At 62.4% G+C, this 20,098-nt stretch carries 19 protein-coding genes; 14 read left to right on the plus strand and 5 right to left on the minus strand.

Features of this window, described 5'->3' with window-relative positions; translation table 11 throughout:
- The first annotated feature begins 21 nt into the window (after window positions 1-21).
- Both metK and trmB read left to right on the plus strand, forming a co-directional pair.
- Window positions 22-1,287, plus strand: coding sequence for a methionine adenosyltransferase (metK, locus tag NKJ11_RS00760; protein ID WP_023811409.1), 1,266 nt, complete (start codon window positions 22-24; stop codon window positions 1,285-1,287).
- Between the two features lie 23 nt (window positions 1,288-1,310).
- Window positions 1,311-2,012 carry a tRNA (guanine(46)-N(7))-methyltransferase TrmB gene (gene trmB, locus NKJ11_RS00765; RefSeq protein ID WP_023811408.1) on the plus strand — a complete coding sequence of 234 codons (702 nt, stop codon included), beginning with the start codon at window positions 1,311-1,313 and terminating at the stop codon, window positions 2,010-2,012.
- A gap of 66 nt (window positions 2,013-2,078) precedes the next feature.
- On the opposite strand, the gene NKJ11_RS00770 is transcribed toward trmB, so the two are convergent.
- Complete coding sequence (locus tag NKJ11_RS00770) at window positions 2,079-2,246, minus strand: hypothetical protein (RefSeq protein WP_013527898.1); 168 nt, start codon at window positions 2,244-2,246, stop codon at window positions 2,079-2,081.
- A gap of 297 nt (window positions 2,247-2,543) precedes the next feature.
- Here NKJ11_RS00770 and rimP point away from each other — a divergent pair, with 297 nt between their 5' ends.
- The 10 genes from rimP to NKJ11_RS00820 all read left to right on the plus strand — a co-directional run bounded on the left by rimP (window position 2,544) and on the right by NKJ11_RS00820 (window position 14,797).
- The gene (rimP, locus tag NKJ11_RS00775; RefSeq protein WP_013527897.1) at window positions 2,544-3,188 is read left to right on the plus strand and encodes a ribosome maturation factor RimP; all 645 of its coding nucleotides are present in this window, start codon (window positions 2,544-2,546) and stop codon (window positions 3,186-3,188) included.
- Window positions 3,189-3,237: 49 nt separating this feature from the next.
- The gene (nusA, locus tag NKJ11_RS00780; protein ID WP_013527896.1) at window positions 3,238-4,833 is read left to right on the plus strand and encodes a transcription termination factor NusA; all 1,596 of its coding nucleotides are present in this window, start codon (window positions 3,238-3,240) and stop codon (window positions 4,831-4,833) included.
- A gap of 38 nt (window positions 4,834-4,871) precedes the next feature.
- Complete coding sequence (locus NKJ11_RS00785) at window positions 4,872-5,522, plus strand: RNA-binding protein (RefSeq protein WP_023811407.1); 651 nt, start codon at window positions 4,872-4,874, stop codon at window positions 5,520-5,522.
- On the plus strand, window positions 5,519-8,089 hold the full coding sequence (gene infB, locus NKJ11_RS00790; protein WP_352631049.1) for a translation initiation factor IF-2: 2,571 nt from the start codon (window positions 5,519-5,521) through the stop codon (window positions 8,087-8,089). Before NKJ11_RS00785 ends, infB begins: the two co-directional genes overlap by 4 nt.
- A gap of 126 nt (window positions 8,090-8,215) precedes the next feature.
- Complete coding sequence (gene rbfA / locus NKJ11_RS00795) at window positions 8,216-8,656, plus strand: 30S ribosome-binding factor RbfA (protein ID WP_352631051.1); 441 nt, start codon at window positions 8,216-8,218, stop codon at window positions 8,654-8,656.
- Entirely contained in the window at window positions 8,656-9,663 is a 1,008-nt protein-coding gene (truB, locus tag NKJ11_RS00800) for a tRNA pseudouridine(55) synthase TruB (protein ID WP_023811404.1), read from the plus strand. The genes rbfA and truB overlap by 1 nt, the downstream gene beginning before the upstream one ends.
- A 44-nt stretch (window positions 9,664-9,707) precedes the next feature.
- Entirely contained in the window at window positions 9,708-10,802 is a 1,095-nt protein-coding gene (corA, locus tag NKJ11_RS00805) for a magnesium/cobalt transporter CorA (RefSeq protein ID WP_352631053.1), read from the plus strand.
- 140 nt (window positions 10,803-10,942) lie between these two features.
- Complete coding sequence (rpsO, locus tag NKJ11_RS00810; RefSeq protein WP_269470859.1) at window positions 10,943-11,254, plus strand: 30S ribosomal protein S15; 312 nt, start codon at window positions 10,943-10,945, stop codon at window positions 11,252-11,254.
- Window positions 11,255-11,530: 276 nt separating this feature from the next.
- Window positions 11,531-13,678 (plus strand): polyribonucleotide nucleotidyltransferase, encoded by a 2,148-nt coding sequence (gene pnp / locus NKJ11_RS00815; protein ID WP_023811402.1) that lies wholly within the window; start codon window positions 11,531-11,533, stop codon window positions 13,676-13,678.
- A gap of 105 nt (window positions 13,679-13,783) precedes the next feature.
- Window positions 13,784-14,797, plus strand: a complete 1,014-nt coding sequence (locus NKJ11_RS00820) for a class I SAM-dependent methyltransferase (RefSeq protein WP_352610751.1) — start codon at window positions 13,784-13,786, stop codon at window positions 14,795-14,797.
- Window positions 14,798-14,871: 74 nt separating this feature from the next.
- On the opposite strand, the gene NKJ11_RS00825 is transcribed toward NKJ11_RS00820, so the two are convergent.
- The 4 genes from NKJ11_RS00825 to fabA form a co-directional block, all read right to left on the minus strand.
- Window positions 14,872-16,416, minus strand: coding sequence for a putative bifunctional diguanylate cyclase/phosphodiesterase (locus NKJ11_RS00825; RefSeq protein ID WP_352610750.1), 1,545 nt, complete (start codon window positions 16,414-16,416; stop codon window positions 14,872-14,874).
- Between the two features lie 205 nt (window positions 16,417-16,621).
- Window positions 16,622-17,434, minus strand: coding sequence for an enoyl-ACP reductase FabI (fabI, locus tag NKJ11_RS00830; protein ID WP_023811399.1), 813 nt, complete (start codon window positions 17,432-17,434; stop codon window positions 16,622-16,624).
- A gap of 13 nt (window positions 17,435-17,447) precedes the next feature.
- A complete protein-coding gene (gene fabB, locus NKJ11_RS00835; RefSeq protein WP_023811398.1) occupies window positions 17,448-18,668 on the minus strand; it encodes a beta-ketoacyl-ACP synthase I in 1,221 nt (406 codons plus the stop codon).
- Window positions 18,669-18,718: 50 nt separating this feature from the next.
- Window positions 18,719-19,234 (minus strand): 3-hydroxyacyl-[acyl-carrier-protein] dehydratase FabA, encoded by a 516-nt coding sequence (gene fabA / locus NKJ11_RS00840; protein WP_013527885.1) that lies wholly within the window; start codon window positions 19,232-19,234, stop codon window positions 18,719-18,721.
- Between the two features lie 242 nt (window positions 19,235-19,476).
- Between fabA and irrA the strand changes: the two genes are divergently transcribed.
- Together irrA and NKJ11_RS00850 are read left to right on the plus strand one after the other, a co-directional pair.
- Window positions 19,477-19,908: an iron response transcriptional regulator IrrA gene (irrA, locus tag NKJ11_RS00845; RefSeq protein ID WP_024503471.1), complete on the plus strand. Its 432-nt coding sequence runs from the start codon at window positions 19,477-19,479 to the stop codon at window positions 19,906-19,908.
- Between the two features lie 59 nt (window positions 19,909-19,967).
- Window positions 19,968-20,096, plus strand: coding sequence for a DUF4260 family protein (locus NKJ11_RS00850; protein ID WP_245486205.1), 129 nt, complete (start codon window positions 19,968-19,970; stop codon window positions 20,094-20,096).
- Window positions 20,097-20,098: the final 2 nt, after the last annotated feature.

A 20,098-nucleotide genomic window follows, 5' to 3' on the forward strand; every position in this document is an offset into this window, starting at 1 on the left:
GTTTTTCAAGAGGGGACACCCGTGACGCGGCAGAACTACTTCTTTACCTCGGAATCCGTTGCCGAGGGCCATCCCGACAAAGTCTGTGACCGGATTTCCGACGAGATCGTCGATCTGGTGTATCGCGAAGCCAAGAAGACCGGCATGGACCCGTGGAAAGTCCGTGTCGCCTGCGAGACGCTGGCCACCACCAACCGTGTCGTGATCGCCGGCGAAGTGCGTGTTCCCGACACGTTGCTCAAGCGGGACAAGGCCGGCAATATTCTCAAGGATGCCGCCGGGCATTCGGTCGTCAATCCGGCCAAGTTCAAATCGGTCGCCCGCAAGGCGATCCGCGAAATCGGCTACGAGCAGGCCGGCTTTCATTGGAAAACGGCGAAGATCGAGGTTCTGCTGCACGGCCAGTCGCCTGACATCGGCCAGGGCGTCGACAATGCCTCCGACCGTCAGGGCGAAGAGGGTGCCGGCGACCAGGGCATCATGTTCGGTTACGCCTGTCGCGAGACGCCGGATCTGATGCCGGCGCCGATCTACTACAGCCACAAGATCCTCGAACTGCTGGCTGCCGCCCGTCACGAAGGCAGCGGTGAAGCCGGCAAGCTCGGGCCGGATGCCAAGAGCCAAGTCACCGTTCGCTATGTCGACGGCAAGGCCGCCGAGGCGACGCAGATCGTGCTGTCCACACAGCATCTCGATGCGAGCTGGGATTCGAAGAAGGTCCGCAAGGTCGTCGAACCCTATATCCGAGAGGCGCTGGGCGACCTCAAGATCGCCGACGATTGCATGTGGTACATCAATCCGACCGGCAAGTTCGTCATTGGCGGGCCGGACGGCGATGCCGGACTGACCGGCCGCAAGATCATCGTCGACACCTATGGTGGTGCCGCACCCCATGGCGGCGGCGCCTTCTCCGGCAAGGACACCACCAAGGTGGATCGTTCGGCGGCCTATGCGGCGCGCTACCTGGCCAAGAACGTCGTGGCGGCGAAACTCGCCGACCGCTGCACCATCCAGCTTTCCTACGCCATCGGCGTTGCTCAGCCGCTGTCGGTCTATGTCGACTTGCACGGTACCGGCAAGGTCGACGAGGCAAAGCTCGAGGACGCGTTGCGCACGGTGATGGATCTGTCGCCGTCGGGCATCCGCCGTCACCTCGATCTCAACAAACCGATCTACGCCAAGACGTCGTCCTACGGCCATTTCGGCCGCAAGGCCGGCCGTGATGGGTCTTTCTCCTGGGAAAAGACCGATCTCGCCAAGGCACTCAAGGACGCGGTCGCCGCCTGACAGCGGCACCGCAAAGTCCCGCCATGGATCCGAAGGACAGACCAAGCCGCGCGACCGAAGCCTTTTTCGGTCGCCGGCGCGGCAAGACCATGCGCCCGCAGCAGGCGGCCGCGCTGGAAAGCGGCTTCGGCACATATCGGCTCGATCTGGCGGCCGAGCCGCCGGCTGATCTCAGCGCTTTGTTTGAGACGGATGTCCGCGCGGTTCGCCTCGAGATTGGCTTCGGCGGTGGCGAGCATCTCCTGCATCGTGCGACCGAGGCCCCAGCGATCGGCTTTATCGGCGTCGAGCCCTTCGTCAACGGCATGGCCAAGATGATGATGGCGGTGCGCGAGAAACCGCTCGGCAATTTGCGGGTTTATGACGACGACGCCACAAGGCTGCTCGACTGGCTGCCGCAAGCCTCGCTCGACGGCATCGATCTGCTCTATCCCGATCCCTGGCCGAAGAAGAAACACTGGAAGCGGCGCTTCGTCAGCCCGGTCAATCTCGAGCGGTTCGCGCGTGTGCTGAAGCCTGGTTCAAAATTCCGCTTTGCGTCCGACATCGACACCTATGTCAACTGGACCCTGCTGCATTGCCGCGCGCATGGCGCGTTCGCATGGCAGGCTTGCGAGGCGGCGGACTGGCACCGGCCCTATGAAGGCTGGCCGGGCACCCGTTACGAGGTCAAGGCCATTCGTGAGGGCCGGCGGCCGGCCTATCTTACCTTCATTCGGAAATAGGCTCGCGGTCTTAGAGCAATTCCAGGAAAAGTGTGAAACGGTTTTCCGTCCGGAATTGCGTCAAAGCTAGAAGCGGCGGCCGATGCGATCGAAGGCGGCAGGCTCGACGCCGAGGTTGCGCAGGTCGTCGGCGCGCGGCCTGCGACCGGCTTCCACGGCCCGTGAAGCGGCCACGGCGCTGCCGAATACGGTGAAGAAGTCGCCTATTGCAGAAAATATCTTGCGATTGCTCATGATCATGTCCTTTCGCGCACGTGTGACCCACGGCCACATTTGTGCAGCGCAACATAGGTAGGTGCGTTTCGGCGCCAATCCCATGGGGGTCGCCGCATAGGCGCCATGCACCCCATGCAACGCTGGCGCGGGCCGCCTCGATGGCGGCGTTGCCCGACCAGCATAGCGGGCTTGAAACACAGGCCATGATCGTTTATATCAGCCTCAAATTCTTGGTCGGTATGACGAAGAGTGGGTCCACCCGGTCCCGCTCTTTTTTATTACCTGCCGATAACCTAGTAGAACGACAGGGCTTCAATGACTGCAACGGCAAGCGAGGGCGACGATCGCATCATCCGCGAAAGCGGCATCGATGCGCGCATCGCGCTGATCGTCCAGCCGGTCCTGCGTGGCATCGGCTTCCGCCTCGTGCGGGTGCATCTGTCGGGCCAGAACGGGCTGACGCTGCAGATCATGGCCGAACGCGAGGACGGCACCATGACCGTCGAGGATTGCGAAGAGGTCAGCCGCGCGGTGTCGCCGGCGCTCGACGTCGACGATCCGATCGAAAAGGCCTATCATCTTGAAGTCTCGTCGCCCGGCATCGACCGGCCGCTGGTCCGCAAATCGGATTTCACGACCTGGACGGGTCATCTGGTGAAGATGGAAACATCGATCGTCGTTGCCGACCGCAAGCGCTTCAAGGGCAAGATCGCCGAAGCCGGCGAAGACGATGTGCTGATCGAGCGCGACAAGGCCGCCTATGGCGAGGAGCCGACGGTGCGCGTCCCCTATGATGCGATTGCCGATGTGCGCTTGATCCTGACAGACGATCTTATCCGCGATGCCCTGTCGAAGGACAACAGGGCGCGCAAGGAAGCCAAGAAACGCCGCGGCGAACCGGACGACGACGAGTCGGGTGCGGAAGCGGACGCCACGGAAGAACACGAACAGGAACTATGATTGAGCTGCCGGGCGCAAAGGTCCGGCAAACAGGCTCGGGAGAAAAACGATGGTTGTAAGCGCCAACAGACTTGAATTGCTGCAGATCGCCGACGCGGTCGCGCGTGAAAAGTCGATCGACAAGTCGATCGTCATCGCCGCCATGGCCGATGCGATCCAGAAGGCGGCGCGCTCGCGTTACGGTCAGGAGACCAACATCCGCGCCGACATCAACCCGAACACCGGTGAGATGAAGCTGCAGCGGCTGATGGAAGTCGTCGAGAAGGTCGATGACTACGCCACGCAGATCGCCATTTCCTCGGCGCGCGAGCGCAATCCCGACGCTCAGCTCGGCGACTTCATCGCTGAACAGCTGCCGCCCATGGATTTCGGCCGCATCGCCGCCCAGTCGGCCAAGCAGGTCATCGTGCAGAAGGTCCGCGAGGCCGAACGCGACCGCCAGTATGACGAGTACAAGGACCGCATCGGCGAGATCGTCAACGGTACCGTCAAGCGCGTCGAATACGGCAACGTCATCGTCGATCTCGGCCGCGGCGAAGCGATCATCCGCCGCGATGAGCTGATCCCGCGCGAGAACTACAAATATGGCGACCGCGTCCGCGCCTATGTCTACGATGTGCGCCGCGAGCAGCGCGGCCCGCAGATTTTCCTGTCGCGTACCCATCCGCAGTTCATGGCCAAGTTGTTCACCATGGAAGTGCCGGAAATCTATGACGGCATCATCGAGATCAAATCGGTCGCCCGCGACCCAGGTTCGCGCGCCAAGATCGCCGTCATCTCGCGCGACAGCTCGATCGATCCGGTCGGTGCCTGCGTCGGCATGCGCGGTAGCCGCGTCCAGGCCGTCGTCGGCGAATTGCAGGGCGAGAAGATCGACATCATTCCGTGGTCGCCTTCGGCGGCGTCCTTCATCGTCAACGCGCTGCAGCCGGCGGAAGTCGCCAAGGTCGTGCTCGACGAGGATGCCGAACGCATCGAAGTCGTGGTTCCCGACGACCAGCTGTCGCTGGCCATCGGCCGCCGCGGCCAGAACGTGCGTCTCGCTTCGCAGCTGACCGGTTGGGATATCGACATCCTCACCGAGGCCGAAGAATCCGAGCGCCGCCAGAAGGAATTCGTCGAGCGTTCGTCGCTGTTCATGGAAGCCCTCGACGTCGACGAGATGGTCGGCCAGGTGCTGGCCTCCGAAGGCTTCACCAGCGTTGAGGAAGTCGCTTATGTCGATTCCGGCGAGATCGCCTCGATCGACGGTTTCGACGAGGACACCGCTTCGGAAATCCAGACCCGCGCTCGCGAATATCTGGAGAAGATCGAGGCCGAGCACGATGACAAGCGCAAGGCGCTTGGTGTTTCGGACGAATTGCGCGAAATCCCCGGCGTCACCACCGCCATGATGGTGACGCTTGGCGAGGACGGCGTGAAGACGATCGAGGATTTCGCCGGCTATGCCGCCGACGACCTGACCGGCTGGAAGGAACGCAAGGACGGTGAGACCAAGGTCTATCCGGGCGTGCTGGCCAATCATGGCGTGACCCGCGCAGACGCCGAACAAATGGTTCTGGCCGCCCGCCTCAAGGCCGGCTGGATCACCGAAGACGAGCTTGCAGCCGAAGAAGTCTCGGCTGACGAAGCCGTTGGTGCGTGAGGTGAAACCGCATCGCACCGAACCCGCCCTTGGACGAGATGAACGATCGCACCTGCATCGTTACGCGCAAACAAGCCGAACCGGATGATCTGATCCGGTTTGTCGTCGGCCCGGATTCGGCCGTCGTTCCCGACATTAAGAGAAATCTGCCCGGCCGCGGTTGCTGGGTGAGCGCCGACCGCCTACATATCGACAAGGCTGCGGCGAAGAACCTCTTTGCCCGCGCCTTCAAGGCACAGGTGGTCGTGCCGCCCGATCTTGGCGGCATGATCGACGGGCTACTTTCCAGGCACGCTCTGGGCATGCTTGGTCTTGCCCGCAAGGCAGGCGCAATTTCGCTGGGTGCCACCAAGGTCGAAAGTGCTGTCCGCGGTGGATTGGCGCTTTTCGTGCTCCACGCGACCGAGGCGTCCGACGACGGCGTGCGCAAGATCAGCCAGGCGCGACGGGCGACAGTCCATCTCGGCGGGCCCGCTATCCTTGCCTACAAACTTTTCTCCGAGGCCGAGTTGAGCTTGGCATTGGGGGGTACAAATGTGATACATGCTGCCGTTCTCGCGGGAGACGCGGGCAGGGCGGTCCAGAAGCGCATGGTTGCGCTCGACCGGTATCGGGGCGGTTCCCCGGACGATCTGGCAATGCTTGCGGCTGTTGCTGACGAAGATGATGCCGCAGAGGATATGGAATGAGCGATACGAAATCGGGTGACGACAATACGCTGAGTGTGACGCCGAAGAAGACCTTGACGCTGAAGCGCCCCGGTATGGAACAGGGCACTGTGCGCCAGAACTTCTCGCACGGCCGCACCAAGCAGGTCGTCGTCGAAACCAAGAAGCGCAAGTTCTCGATGCCCGGCGACAAGCCGGAGCCTGTTGCCGCCCCCGTCTTCACACCGAAGCCGGCGGTCGTGGCCGCACCCGTCGTCGTGCCGGAAGCACCGAAGGCGCCACCACCGCCGCCGGCCCCGGTCGAACGCAGCGGTATGGTGCTGAACGAACTGTCGCGCAGTGAAATGGAAGCACGCCGCAGGGCGCTCGAGGGCTCGAAGGTTCGCGAGGTCGAGGACCGCCAGCGCGCCGCCGAGGATGCCAAGCGTCGCGCCGAGGACGAAGAGCGCCGCAAGCGCGAACGCGATGAATCCGCACGCCGCCAGGCCGAGGAAGAGGCGCGGTTGCAGACCGAGGCAGAATCCCGCCGTCGGGCTGAGGAAGAGGCCCGTCGACGCGCGCCATTGGCCGCCGAACTGGCAACAGTCGATGACGAGGAAGTGGCCAAGCCGAAACGTGTTGGTGCCGGCGCACCGGTGCGCCGTCCGGTCACGCCCGAAGTGGCGCGTCCGGCCAAGCCGACCAAGGCCGAGGAAGACCGCCGCCGCGGCAAGCTGACGCTGAATTCAGCATTGTCCGACGAAGACGCGCGAGCCCGGTCGCTGTCGTCGATGCGTCGCCGCCAGGAAAAATTCAAGCGCGCGATGCACAATGAGCCGCGCGAGAAAGTCATGCGCGAAGTGATCCTGCCAGAGACCATCACCATCCAGGAACTGGCGCAACGCATGTCCGAGCGCGCGGTCGACCTGGTCAAGTTCTTCATGAAGCAGGGCCAGATCCTGAAGCCGGGCGACGTCATCGACGCCGACACGGCCGAGCTGGTTGCCACCGAATTCGGCCACACGGTCCGCCGCGTCGCCGAGTCCGACATCGAGGAAGGCCTGTTCAACATCGCCGACAGTGCCGAGGACCTGGTTTCGCGTCCGCCGGTCGTGACGATCATGGGTCACGTCGATCACGGCAAGACCTCGCTGCTCGACGCGATCCGCAACGCCAATGTCGTCTCCGGCGAAGCCGGCGGCATCACCCAGCACATCGGCGCCTACCAGGTCGAGAAGAACGGTCACAAGATCACCTTCATCGACACGCCCGGCCACGCCGCCTTCACAGCGATGCGTGCTCGTGGCGCCCAGGCGACCGACATTGCCATCCTGGTGGTTGCGGCCGACGACAGCGTCATGCCGCAGACGATCGAATCGATCAGCCATGCCAAGGCGGCCGGCGTTCCGATCATCGTGGCGATCAACAAGATCGACAAGCATGATGCCGATCCGCAGAAAGTGCGCTCGGAGCTGCTGCGCCACGAGGTTTTCGTCGAATCCATGGGGGGTGAAGTTCTGGACGTCGAAGTGTCGGCGACCAAGGGCACCAATCTCGACAAACTGCTCGAGGCGATCCTGCTGCAGGCCGAAATTCTTGACCTGAAGGCCAATCCGGATCGTACCGCCGAAGGCGTCGTCATCGAAGCCCAGCTCGACAAGGGCCGTGGCCCCGTCGCCACCGTGCTGGTGCAGACCGGCACGCTGATGCCGGGCGACATCCTGGTTGCCGGCAACGAATGGGGCCGGGTGCGTGCGCTGGTCAACGATCGTGGCACGCAGATCAAGGAAGCGTCGCCGGCGATGCCGGTGGAAGTGCTTGGCTTGCAGGGCACCCCGCAGGCCGGCGACCGCTTCGCCGTGGTCAACAACGAGGCCCGTGCCCGCGAGATCACCGAATACCGCCAGCGTCTGGCGCGCGAGAAGGCGGTTGCCAAGCATGCCGGCCAGCGCGGTTCGCTCGAGCAGATGATGTCGCAATTGCAGACAAGCGGGCTGAAGGAATTCCCGCTGGTCATCAAGGGCGACGTGCAGGGCTCGATCGAGGCGATCAACGCCGCGCTCGACAAGCTCGGCACCGACGAGGTGCGTGCGCGCATCGTCCATGCCGGTGCCGGCGCCATCACCGAAAGCGATGTGTCGCTGGCGGAGACTTCGGGTGCCGCGATCATCGGCTTCAACGTCCGCGCCAACGTCCAGGCACGTGCCGCCGCAGCGGCGGCTGGCATCGAGATCCGCTACTACTCGATCATCTACAACCTCGTGGATGACGTGAAGGCGGCTCTGTCGGGCCTGCTGTCGCCGGAGCGTCGCGAGACCTTCATTGGCAACGCGCAGATCCTCGAGATCTTCGACATCACCAAGGTCGGCAAGATCGCCGGCTGCCGTGTCACCGAAGGCAAGGTCGAACGCGGTGCGGGGGTGCGCCTGATCCGCGACAACGTCGTCATCCACGAAGGGACGCTGAAGACGCTGAAGCGCTTCAAGGACGAAGTTTCGGAAGTCCCCGGCGGCCAGGAGTGCGGCATGGCCTTCCAGAACTACGAGGACATGCGCGTCGGCGACGTCATCGAGTGCTTCCGCGTCGAGATGGTGACCCGGACACTCTGAGTTCGAGTGACTTGTCCATACCGGGCGGTGGCCGAGAGGCCGCCGCCCGAGGTCTATTGAGAACGACCCATATGAGACATGCGGCACGGTCCCATCCCGCGCCTCACGCCTTCAGGATAGAGAAAAATGCCCCGTCCAACCACATCCAGCCCATCCCAGCGCATGCTGCGCGTCGCCGAACAGGTGCGCCATGCGCTATCCGAAACCCTGCAGCGCGGCGAGATCATCGATCCGCTGATCGAGAGCACTGTGGTGTCGGTTTCGGAAGTGCGCATGTCGCCCGATTTGAAGGTCGCTACCGCTTTCGTCTCGCCGCTCGGCGCCAAGGATACCGATGCGGTGGTCGAGGCGCTGAACAAGCATGCGAAATTCGTCCGTGGCCGTGTCTCCGGCGCGCTGCGGCAGATGAAGTTCATGCCGGAGTTCCGCTTCAAGCTCGACACCTCCTTCGACAACTTTGCCAGGATCAACGACCTGTTGAAATCGCCGGAAGTGGCGCGCGATCTGGGTCCTGAGGACCAGGAAAACCCGCACCAGGGCAAAGACGACAACAAGGACACCGAATAGTGGCGCGCCGCGGCAAGAAGAAGGGCCGGCCGATCTCGGGCTGGCTGATCCTGGACAAGCCGGTCGGCATGGGCTCGACCGAAGCCGTCTCCAAGATCAAATGGCTGTTCCAGGCCGAAAAGGCCGGCCATGCCGGCACGCTCGACCCGCTGGCGTCCGGTATGCTGCCGATCGCGCTTGGCGAGGCCACCAAGACCGTTCCCTACGTGCAGGACGGCGCAAAGATCTACCGCTTCACCGTTGCCTGGGGGCAGGAGCGCTCCACCGATGACCTCGAAGGTCCGGTGACGAAAGAGTCCGACCTGCGCCCGTCGCAAGCCCAAGTGCTCGCCCTGCTGCCGAAATACACTGGCGTCATCATGCAGACGCCGCCGCAATTCTCGGCCATCAAGATCGCGGGCGAGCGTGCCTATGATCTGGCCCGCGACGGCGCGACAGTCGACATACCCGCGCGCGAGATCGAGATCGGCCGTCTGGACGTTGTCGAGCATGGCGCCGACCATACTGTTTTCGAGGTCGAATGCGGCAAGGGCACCTATGTGCGCGCGCTGGCCCGCGACATGGGCCGCGACATGGGCTGTTTCGGCCACATTTCCGAATTGCGCCGGGTGGAGGTCGAGCCGTTCACGGCGGAGGATTTCGTCACCATTGCCGAACTGGAAGCCGCCCGTTTCGGTGTCCAGGACGAAGACAGCACGACGGACGTCACGGACGCAACGGAAGCCGCTGACACGACAGAGGCTGTCGACAAGGTGGAAGTACCAATCGACTTCGACGCCATCGATGCGCTTCTGGTCGATACATCGGCCGCCCTTGACTGCCTGCCGCAGATCGCCATCAGCGACGATGCGGCGACCAAGGTCCGCCTCGGCAATCCAGTCATCATCCGCGGCCGTGATGCACCGGTGGTAGCCGAGGAAGCCTGCGCCACGGCGCGCGGCAAGCTGGTCGCCATCGGTGCCATCGAGCAAGGCATGTTCAAGCCCAAGCGGGTCTTTGCCGGGTGACTCCTGTCGTCTAATGTCGAGGCGAGGACTCGCACGAGGGGCATATGGCAAAGGCTGAGACCGTGAAGACGCGGGCACCAGTGAAAACGCGGCGGCCGCCGGTCGGTGCGTCGCCCGGCACGCTGATCGCCGATCCCTCGGCGCGGCGCAGCGAACTCAGGCTGACGCTGATCTCGCCCGAAAAATTCAAGACTATCGAAAATGCCAGCATCGACGACCTCAACACCCATTGCGACAAGTGGCCGGTTATCTGGCTCGATTGTACCGGCCTCGCCAACATCCCGCTGATCGAGGAGATCGGCCGCATTTTCAGCCTGCATCCGCTGGCGCTGGAGGACGTCGTCAACACCGGCCAGCGGCCGAAGGTCGACTTTTTCGAGGATCATGCCTTCGTCGTCGTCAGGATGATCGACGACGTCGCCTCGCACCGCTATGAGCAGATCGCCGTCTTCTTCGGCAATAATTTCGTCGTCACCTTCCAGGAGCGTGAAGGCGATCCGTTCGATCCCGTGCGCAAGCGCATCGAAAGCTCAGCGCCCAACCGGTTGCGCGCGCGCGGTGCCGATTACCTCGCCTATGCGCTGATCGACGCCATCGTCGACAGCTACTTTCCGCCGATCGAGGCCGCCGGCGACATGGTCGACAGCATCGAGGACGAGATGCTGCATTCGCCGCACAAGCATCAGATGCGGCAGCTGCATGAATTGCGGCGCGACGCCAACGTGCTGAAAGGCGTGCTGTGGCCGATGCGCGATGCGCTGGCGACGCTGATCCGCAACGATGTGCCCTATGTGAAGGCCGAGACCAAGATCTTCCTCAACGACACGCTCGACCATGCGCTACGGTTGATCGAGCTGGTCGAAACCCAGCGCGACATGCTGACCGGCCTGATCGAGATGCACCTGTCGCTGAGCCAGGCGCGCACCAACGACGTCATCAGCTATCTCACCATCGTCTCGGTCATCTTCATGCCGCTCACCTTCCTGGTCGGCATCTGGGGCATGAATTTCGATCCGGAGTCTTCGCCCTGGAACATGCCGGAACTGAAGGCCTATTATGGCTATCCCTTGTCGCTGCTGTTCATGGCGCTTGTCGCGTTCGGGCTGATCGCCTTCTTCAAATGGAAGAAATGGCTTTGACAAGGCTAAAACCTGCCATTTTGGCCTGAAAAGCCGGCTTGTGAATTGGGCTGGTGTTTTCCGGGGAATTGCACTATATGCGCCGCAGCATAGCGCTATGACGTTTTGCTTGCACCGGCCCCTGCTGGACGACATCCCGGCTGAGGGCGACCCGTTTCCTCAAACAGATAAGGAAAAACACGATGTCGATTACTGCCGAGCGCAAACAGGAATTGATGGGTGAATTCGCAACCGCCAAGGGCGATACCGGGTCTCCGGAAGTCCAGGTGGCCATCCTTTCCGAGCGCATCAAGAACCTGACCGACCATTTCAAGGACCACAAGAAGGATAACCATTCCCGCCGTGGTCTGCTTGCTCTCGTCTCCCAGCGCCGCAGCCTGCTTGATTATCTCAAGCGCAAGGACGACGCGCGCTACCAGACGCTGATCGAGAAGCTCGGTCTGCGCCGTTGACGAATTGACCGGCGGGCTTTCGAAGGAGAGCCCGCCGGTCGCGCATTCTGCCAGTCGCATCGACTGGCCAGACCCGGTTTCGATCGTGCAGAGGGCACTCGAAACCGCCCATGGACGGTCATGGGGCAGGATTGCAGGACGCTCGCGCGCGCACCGCGCCGAAATCACCCGAGCTTCCCGTTGTCTTGCCCGTGGCTGCCCGAGAAAGGAAGCCAGGGAAAGGGCATCCGCGCACCGTGAAACGGCGCGGCCCTTTCCTCATATTAAGGACAAGACATGTTCAATCACCACAAAGTGGAAATCGAATGGGGCGGCCGTCCGCTCATCCTCGAAACCGGCAAGATCGCACGCCAGGCTGACGGCGCGGTGCTCGCCACCTACGGCGAGACCAAGGTTCTCGCCACCGTCGTTTCGATGAAGGAGCCGAAGCCCGGCCTCGATTTCTTCCCGCTGACCGTCAACTACCAGGAAAAGACCTACGCCGCCGGCAAGATCCCGGGTGGCTATTTCAAGCGTGAAGGCCGTCCGAGCGAGAAGGAAACGCTGGTTTCCCGCCTCATCGACCGCCCGATCCGCCCGCTCTTCGCCTCCGGCTACAAGAACGACACCCAGATCGTCGTCACCGTCGTCCAGCACGATCTCGAGAACGATCCGGACATCCTGTCGATCGTTGCCACTTCGGCCGCCCTGACGCTCTCCGGCGTTCCCTTCATGGGCCCGATCGGCGGCGCTCGCGTCGGCTATATCAACGGCGAATATGTGCTCAACCCGCATGTCGACGAGATGCAGGAATCGAAGCTCGATCTGATCGTCGCCGGCACCACAGATGCCGTGCTGATGGTCGAGTCCGAAGCCAAGGAACTCGGCGAAGAGCTGATGCTCGGCGCGGTCATGTTCGGCCACAAGGGCTTCCAGCCGGTTATCGACGCCATCATCAAGCTGGCCGAAGTTGCCGCCAAGGAGCCGCGCGACTTCACCGCGCCGGACTATTCCGCGCTTGAAGCCGAGATGCTGAAGATCGTCGGCGACGAACTCAGCAATGCCTACAAGAACGTCGACAAGCAGAAGCGTTACGCCGCCGTCGACGCCGTCAAGGCGAAGGTCAAGGCAGCGTTTGCCCCGGCCGAAGGTGAAGACGCCAAATACACTTCCGAGCAGATCGGCAGCGTGTTCAAGGAACTCCAGGCCAAGGTCGTGCGCTGGAACATCCTGGACACCGGTTCGCGCATCGACGGTCGTGACCTGAGCACGGTTCGCAAGATCGTCTCCGAAGTCGGCGTTCTGCCGCGCACCCATGGTTCGGCGCTGTTCACCCGCGGCGAGACCCAGGCGCTGGTCGTTGCCACGCTCGGCACCGGCGAGGACGAGCAGTATGTCGATTCGCTGACCGGCATGTACAAGGAGAAGTTCCTCCTTCACTACAACTTCCCTCCCTATTCCGTCGGTGAGACCGGCCGCATGGGTTCGCCGGGTCGTCGCGAAATCGGCCATGGCAAGCTCGCCTGGCGCGCCATTCGCCCGATGCTGCCGAGCGCTGACCAGTTCCCCTACACGCTGCGCGTCGTCTCGGAGATCACCGAGTCCAACGGTTCGTCGTCGATGGCCACTGTCTGCGGCACCTCGCTGGCGCTGATGGATGCCGGCGTGCCGCTGGCCAAGCCCGTCGCCGGTATCGCCATGGGCCTGATCAAGGAAGGCGAGCGTTTCGCCGTTCTCTCCGACATCCTCGGTGACGAAGATCACCTCGGCGATATGGACTTCAAGGTCGCCGGCACCGCCAGCGGCATCACCTCGCTGCAGATGGATATCAAGATCGAAGGCATCACCGAGGAGATCATGAAGATCGCGCTGGACCAGGCCAAGGATGGCCGCCAGCACATCCTCGGCGAGATGGCGCATGCTCTGACCGGCGCGCGTTCGGAACTGGGTGAGTTCGCACCGCGCATCGAAGTGATGCACATCCCGACCGACAAGATCCGTGACGTGATCGGCTCGGGCGGCAAGGTCATCCGCGAGATCGTCGAAAAGACCGGCGCCAAGATCAACATCGAGGACGACGGCACGGTCAAGATCGCTTCGTCCAACGCCAAGGAGATCGAGGCGGCGAAGAAGTGGATCCACACCATCGTCGCCGAGCCGGAAGTCGGCGAGATTTACGAAGGTACGGTCGTCAAGACCGCGGACTTCGGCGCTTTCGTCAACTTCTTCGGTCCGCGTGATGGCCTCGTCCACATCTCGCAGCTTGCCAACGACCGGGTCGCCAAGACCTCGGACGTGGTCAAGGAAGGCGATAAGGTCTGGGTCAAGCTGATGGGCTTCGACGAGCGCGGCAAGGTCCGCCTGTCGATGAAGGTCGTCGACCAGGCCACCGGCAAAGAACTCGCCCGCGACAAGAAGACCGAAGGCGAAGAAAACGCCGCCTGATTGGTCTGAGACCATGAATCGAAACGGGCGCGGCTTATGTCGCGCCCGTTTTCATTTTAGCTCCGTTTTCACTTTCAGATCGTCTAGACAGGTCGAGATCGAACAATGTCCGCCGAGCCGTTGAAGACGCTTTTCCATCCCTTTGAGGCCGAGGCTGTTGCTTTGCCGGTAAAGGGCGAGCGCGTGCTGTTTCTCGGCGCTGAGCCAGGATTTCGCCTGCCTGAAGGCTTCGAGGCGACGCTTCACCTCGTGCAAGGCTTCCGGCCGGATTTTCGTGCGTTGCAGGCCTCCGGCGTCACCGCGCAACCGGAAGGCGGCGGCTTCGATATGGCACTTGTGCTGGCCGGCCGGCATCGCGGCCTGAACGAGGTGCGCATCGCCGATGCGCTTGAGCGCGTGGCGCCTGGCGCCTTGGTCGTCATTGCCGGCGGCAAGGATGACGGCATTGCCAGCCTGCGCAAGCGCGTTGACGAACTTGTCCCCCTTGAGGGCCATCTGCCGAAATATCACGGCATCGCCTTCTGGTTACGCCGTCCCGCGGATCTCGCCGTCGCGGAAGAACTGCGCGCCGCCAATCCCGCTCTGCTGGTTGAAAACCGGTTCCGCACCGCGCCCGGCATGTTTTCCTTCGACCGGATCGATACCGGCTCCAAATTGCTGGTCGAGAACCTGCCCAATGATCTGCGGGGCAGCGTTGCCGATTTCTGCGCCGGCTGGGGGTATCTGGCTGCCGAGATCGCCGCCTGCTCCCCCGGCGTTCAGGCGCTCGACCTCTATGAGGCCGATTTCGCCTCGCTCGAAGCCGCAAAGCTCAATCTGACAGGGGTCACCCAGTCGATCGCCAGAAACTTCTTCTGGATCGATCTGCTGAAGGAACCGGTCGAGAAGCGTTACGACGCGATCGCCATGAACCCGCCCTTTCACCGCAGCCGGGCGGCCGAGCCGGAGATCGGCGCCGGCATGATCCGCGCGGCGGCCAAGGCCTTGAAACCAGGTGGGCGGCTGTTCATGGTCGCCAACCGCCAGCTTCCCTATGAGCCGATCCTGGCGGCCGCTTTTTCGAGCCATGCCGAACTCGCTCGCGACGGCATGTTCAAGGTGCTTGTCGCTCGTCGTTGAAGCATGATCCCGAAAAGTGGATACCGGTTTTCGGAAAAGGTCATGCTCAGACGAAAACAGACATCGCGTCGCACTCAATGCAGATTGGCGACGCGCCGGACCTCATCGGTGACATGCGCGTCGCCGATCCTGATCTTGAGGGGGGCGGGCCTGCCGTAAAGATAGCCTTGCACCACCTCGCAGCCGGCTGCCCTGAGCAGCGTCGCCTGGCTTTCGGTCTCGACGCCTTCGGCAATGATGCTGACCCCGAGCGCGCGCGAAAGCCCGACGATCGTCGAGACGACCGCGCCGGAGCTGGAGTCGGTGTCGAGGCGGCTGACGAAGGACCGGTCGATCTTCAGCTTGCCGAATGAGAAATCGATCAAGTAGCTCAAATTGGAATAGCCGGTACCGAAATCGTCGACGGCGACCGAGATGCCCATATCCGCAAGCTCCTTCAGGATGGCGGCGGCGCGGTCGCGGTCCTGCATCATCGCCGTCTCGGTCACTTCCAGCTCCAGCCGCGACGGCTTGATGCCGGTGCTCGTCATAGTGTCGCGCACGATGCCGACGAAGTCCTTGGTCATGAACTGGACGGGCGAGATGTTGACGGCGACGAAGCAATCATCGGGCAGATGCTGTGCGTCGCTGCAGGCTTTGCGCAGCACCCATTCGCCGATCGGGCCGATCATGCCGGTTTCCTCGGCGATCGGAATGAACTCCATCGGCGGGATCATGCCGCGTTCCGGATGCCGCCAGCGGATAAGCGCTTCATACCCGACGATGCGGCCGGTCGGGAGATCGAGCTGCGGCTGGTAATGAAGGTCGAAGTCACCACGCTCGAAGGCTATATGCAGTTCGGATTCGATCCATTGGCGATGGTCGGCGACCCTGCCCATTTCGGCATGGAAGACCGACCAGTTGCCGACGCCGCTGGCGCGCGCGTTCTGCAGCGCCAGATTGGAGCGGCGCAGGATGAGGACCGGATCGACGCCGTCCTTTGGCATCGCCACGATGCCGACCGACAGGCTGACCGATTGCAGGTGCGTACCGAGATCATAGGGCTCCATCATCTCGTCGATGAGCCTCTCGACGGTGCTTTCCAGCGATCCGGACACCTGATTGTCGGGCAGCAGGATCGCGAATTCACCGGCGCCGATGCGTCCGATCAGCGCGCGCGGCGGCACGCACGTCTTCAAGCGCTTGGTGAAGGCGCGGATCAACTCGTCGCCCTGGCTGTAGCCGATGGCGTCATTGATCTGCTTGAACCGGTCGATGTCGATATCGATGAGGAACATCGGCTCGCCGGTCCGGCTGGTCGCGCATGCCGCCTCGGCAATCTTGCCGACCATCGCCGGGCGTGCCACCAGGCCGGTCAGCTTGTCGAAATGGGTTTCCGTGAAGACGAAATCCGCCGATTCATCGACGCCGGCGAAGAAGGACATCGCGGCGACCGATGCCGCCAGTGCGCAAAGAGCGGCCATCACCGAGACCATCATGTCCGCGGAGATGCCGACAAAACCATCGCCGAGGCCGAGCTTCAAGCCCCAGAGCCCGAGGACGAAACTGCCGAGACCCGAACTCGCTATGGTGAGCAGTCGGAACACCGGTGTTCGCTTCGGGTTGCTGACGGCGAGCATTGAAAGTTCCCCTGAGTACGGGGCTTTCTAGCGGATATCTCCTTAAAATGAGTTTCCGCGAATGAATCCAATTTTACTGGACCGAAAGTATTTCTTGAGCGGATCAATACGCCTAGCGCTGAAACGGATTCAGTTGGCGCGCTTTAAGCTTCGTGTCTTCAATGTCGCCATTCCAAAACCGCCGCGCACCTTTGGGCGACAGGCGTTAGTCTCGTCCGCCGTCGGTCTGCTTCAATTCGTCGAGTGTCGGCATGGAAACGATGTGATAGCCGGAATCGACATAGTGGATCTCGCCGGTAACCCCGGAAGACAGATCCGACAACAGATAAAGTGCCGAGCCGCCGACCTCGTCGATGGTCACCGTGCGGCGCAGCGGCGAGTTTCGCTGCTGGTAGGAGAACATATGGCGCGCATCGGAAATACCGGCGCCGGCGAGCGTGCGCACGGGTCCAGCCGATATGCCGTTCACCCTGATGCCGCGCGGACCGTAATCGTTGGCGAGGTAGCGGACACTCGCCTCCAGCCCTGCCTTGGCGACGCCCATGACATTGTAGTTCGGCATGACGCGGACGGAGCCCGCATAGGTCAGCGTGATCATCGATCCGCCGTCCTGCATCAAGGTGGCTGCATGGCGGGCGACCTCGGTGAAGGAGTAGCAAGAGATCACCATGGTACGGACGAAATTGTCCCGGCTGGTGTCGGCGTAGAGGCCTTTCAACTCGTTCTTGTCGGAAAAGCCGATGGCGTGGACGATGAAATCCAGCCCGCCCCATTCCTTGCCCAGGGTCTCGAATGTGGCGGCGACCGAAGCGCTGTCCTCGACGTCGCACGGCACCACCAGCGAGGCGCCGAGCTTGTCGGCCAGCGGCTTGACCCTGCGTCCGAAGGCATCGCCCTGATAGGTGAAGGCGAGTTCCGCCCCATGTTCGGACAATTTCCGGGCAATTCCCCAAGCGATCGAATGATCGTTGGCGACACCCATGACAAGCCCGCGCTTGCCCTTCATCAATCCGTCCATGGCCGGCAAATCCTTATGCGGAATAGCGCTGGAAAACGAGCGTGGCGTTGGTGCCGCCGAAGCCGAACGAATTGGACAAGACAGTATCGATCCTGGCGTCGTCGATGCGCTTTCGCACGATCGGCATGCCCTCGAATTCGGGGTCGAGGGTCTCGATATGGGCGCTTTCGCCGATGAAGCCGCCCTGCATCATCAGGATCGAATAGATGGATTCCTGCACGCCGGCCGCGCCCAGCGAATGGCCGGTCAGCGACTTCGTCGAGGTGATATACGGCATCTCTGGGCCGAACACCTCGCGGATCGCTCCCATTTCCTTGGAATCTCCCACCGGCGTCGAGGTGCCATGGGTGTTGATGTAGTCGACCGGTGTGGAAACCGTAGCCAGCGCCTGGCGCATGCAGCGGACCGCGCCCTCGCCTGAAGGAGCAACCATGTCGTAGCCATCCGACGTCGCGCCATAGCCGACGATCTCGGCATAGATCTTGGCGCCGCGCGCCTTGGCATGCTCAAGCTCTTCCAGCACCAGCACCCCGGCGCCGCCAGCGATGACGAAGCCGTCGCGATTGGCGTCATAGGCGCGGGAAGCGGTCGATGCCTTGTCGTTGAATTTCGACGACATCGCGCCCATGGCGTCGAACAGGTCCGACATCGTCCAGTCGAGATCCTCGTGGCCGCCGGCAAAGATGATGTCCTGCTTGCCCCACTGGATCAATTCGTAGCCATTGCCGATGCAGTGCGCCGAGGTCGAACAGGCCGACGAGATCGAGTAGTTGACGCCGTGGATCTTGAACCAGGTGGCAAGCGTTGCCGATGCGGTTGATGACATTGCCTTCGGCACCGCGAACGGACCGATGCGCTTGGGACTGCCATTCTTCAGCGTCGTTTCGGCAGCTTCGACGATGGTGCGGGTGGATGGTCCGCCCGATCCCATGACGATGCCGGTGCGCTCATTGGTGATGTCGCTCTCGCCGAGGCCCGCATCCGCGATCGCCTGATCCATGGCGACATGGTTCCAGGCAGCCCCCTGGCTCAGGAAGCGCATCGCACGGCGGTCGATCATGGCCGATGGATCGAGCGTCGGCGCTCCCCAGACCTGGCAACGGAAGCCGTGTTCGGCGAAGGAATCGGAGAAGCTGATGCCGGATTTGGCGTCATGCAGAGAGGTCTGCACCTCGTTGGCATTGTTGCCGATCGACGACACAACGCCGATGCCTGTGACTACGACACGTCTCATTCGCAACTCCTTCCAAGGATGCTGGCCAGAGAGCTGGCCAGGGATGCCGGTCAGCCAACCGCCGACTGCTTGGACAGACCGACTTTCAAATCCGTTGCCGCGTATATGGGTTCGCCATCCGCCTTCAGCCAGCCATCGGCGATGCCGAGCACCAGCCGGCCCCGCATCACGCGCTTGAAGTCGATGCCATATTCGACCTTCTTCACCGAGGGCGTGACCATGCCCTTGAATTTCACTTCACCGGTCGACAGCGCCATCCCCTTGCCGGGTTCGCCCAGCCAGCCAAGATAGAAGCCCGTCAATTGCCACATGGCGTCGAGGCCGAGGCACCCCGGCATGATCGGATTGCCGATGAAATGGCAGGCAAAGAACCACAGGTCCGGCTTGATGTCGAACTCCGCGCGGATGAAACCCTTCTCGAAGGCGCCGCCCGTCTCGCTGATCTCGGTGATGCGGTCGAACATCAGCATCGGCGGATAAGGAAGCTGGGCGTTGCCCGGTCCGAACAGTTCGCCGCGGGCGCAGGCCAGCAATTCGTCGTACTCGTAGCTGGATTTACCCGCCATCAATCTCATCCCATATCGTTCCGGGCTATCGGGTGCCCTTGTAGTTGGTTTCCTAACACAATCTGTTTCAGGCCGGAAACCGGCGTTTGCGCTTAGCCTGCTCGTCTGCCTGGGTCAATGCGCGCTATTGATCGCATTCGGACGACAGAATATATGTCCTGAGAGGTCCGGTTTCGGCAGACGTTCATTTTTTTGCCATTCTGGGCGTGTCTTGGGGCGGAACTGTGGGGTTCGACGAGAAGATGGACCTGGACGGCCGGAAGGAAAATGTCGCTGTGGACAAGCGGGTCCGTGAAGCCGGCCTGAGGCCGACGCGTCAGCGCATTGCGCTGGCCGATCTGCTTTTCGCCAAGGGCGACCGGCATCTGTCGGCCGAGGAACTGCACGAGGAGGCGGTTGCCGCCGGCGTGCCGGTGTCGCTGGCCACCGTCTACAATGCCCTTCACCAGTTTACCCAGGCGGGACTTTTGCGCATCCTCGCCGTCGAGGGCGCGAAAACCTATTTCGACACCAATACCTCCGACCACCACCATTTCTACATCGAAGGCGAAAACCGCATATTCGACATCGACAGCGGTCCGGTGACGGTTGCCAACCTGCCGGAGCCTCCGGAAGGGATGGAGATCGCCAATGTCGACATCGTGGTGAGGCTGCGCCCCAAACGCCGCGAATGACCGGCGAGGCCCCCTGACCGTGCCCGCGCTGTTGCTGCTCGCCGGGCACATGTGGGGCAATGCGATGGCGGTTGCTGATCTGGATCGCCCACATCGCCATCGACCGTGCGCTGGGCTATGGCCTGAAGCTGTCGACCGGCTTTCCGGACACCATCTCGGCCGCATCGGGACTAGATGACCACGCCTGATG

Source organism: Mesorhizobium sp. M0243 (genome assembly GCF_040321775.1).
Lineage (GTDB): Bacteria > Pseudomonadota > Alphaproteobacteria > Rhizobiales > Rhizobiaceae > Mesorhizobium.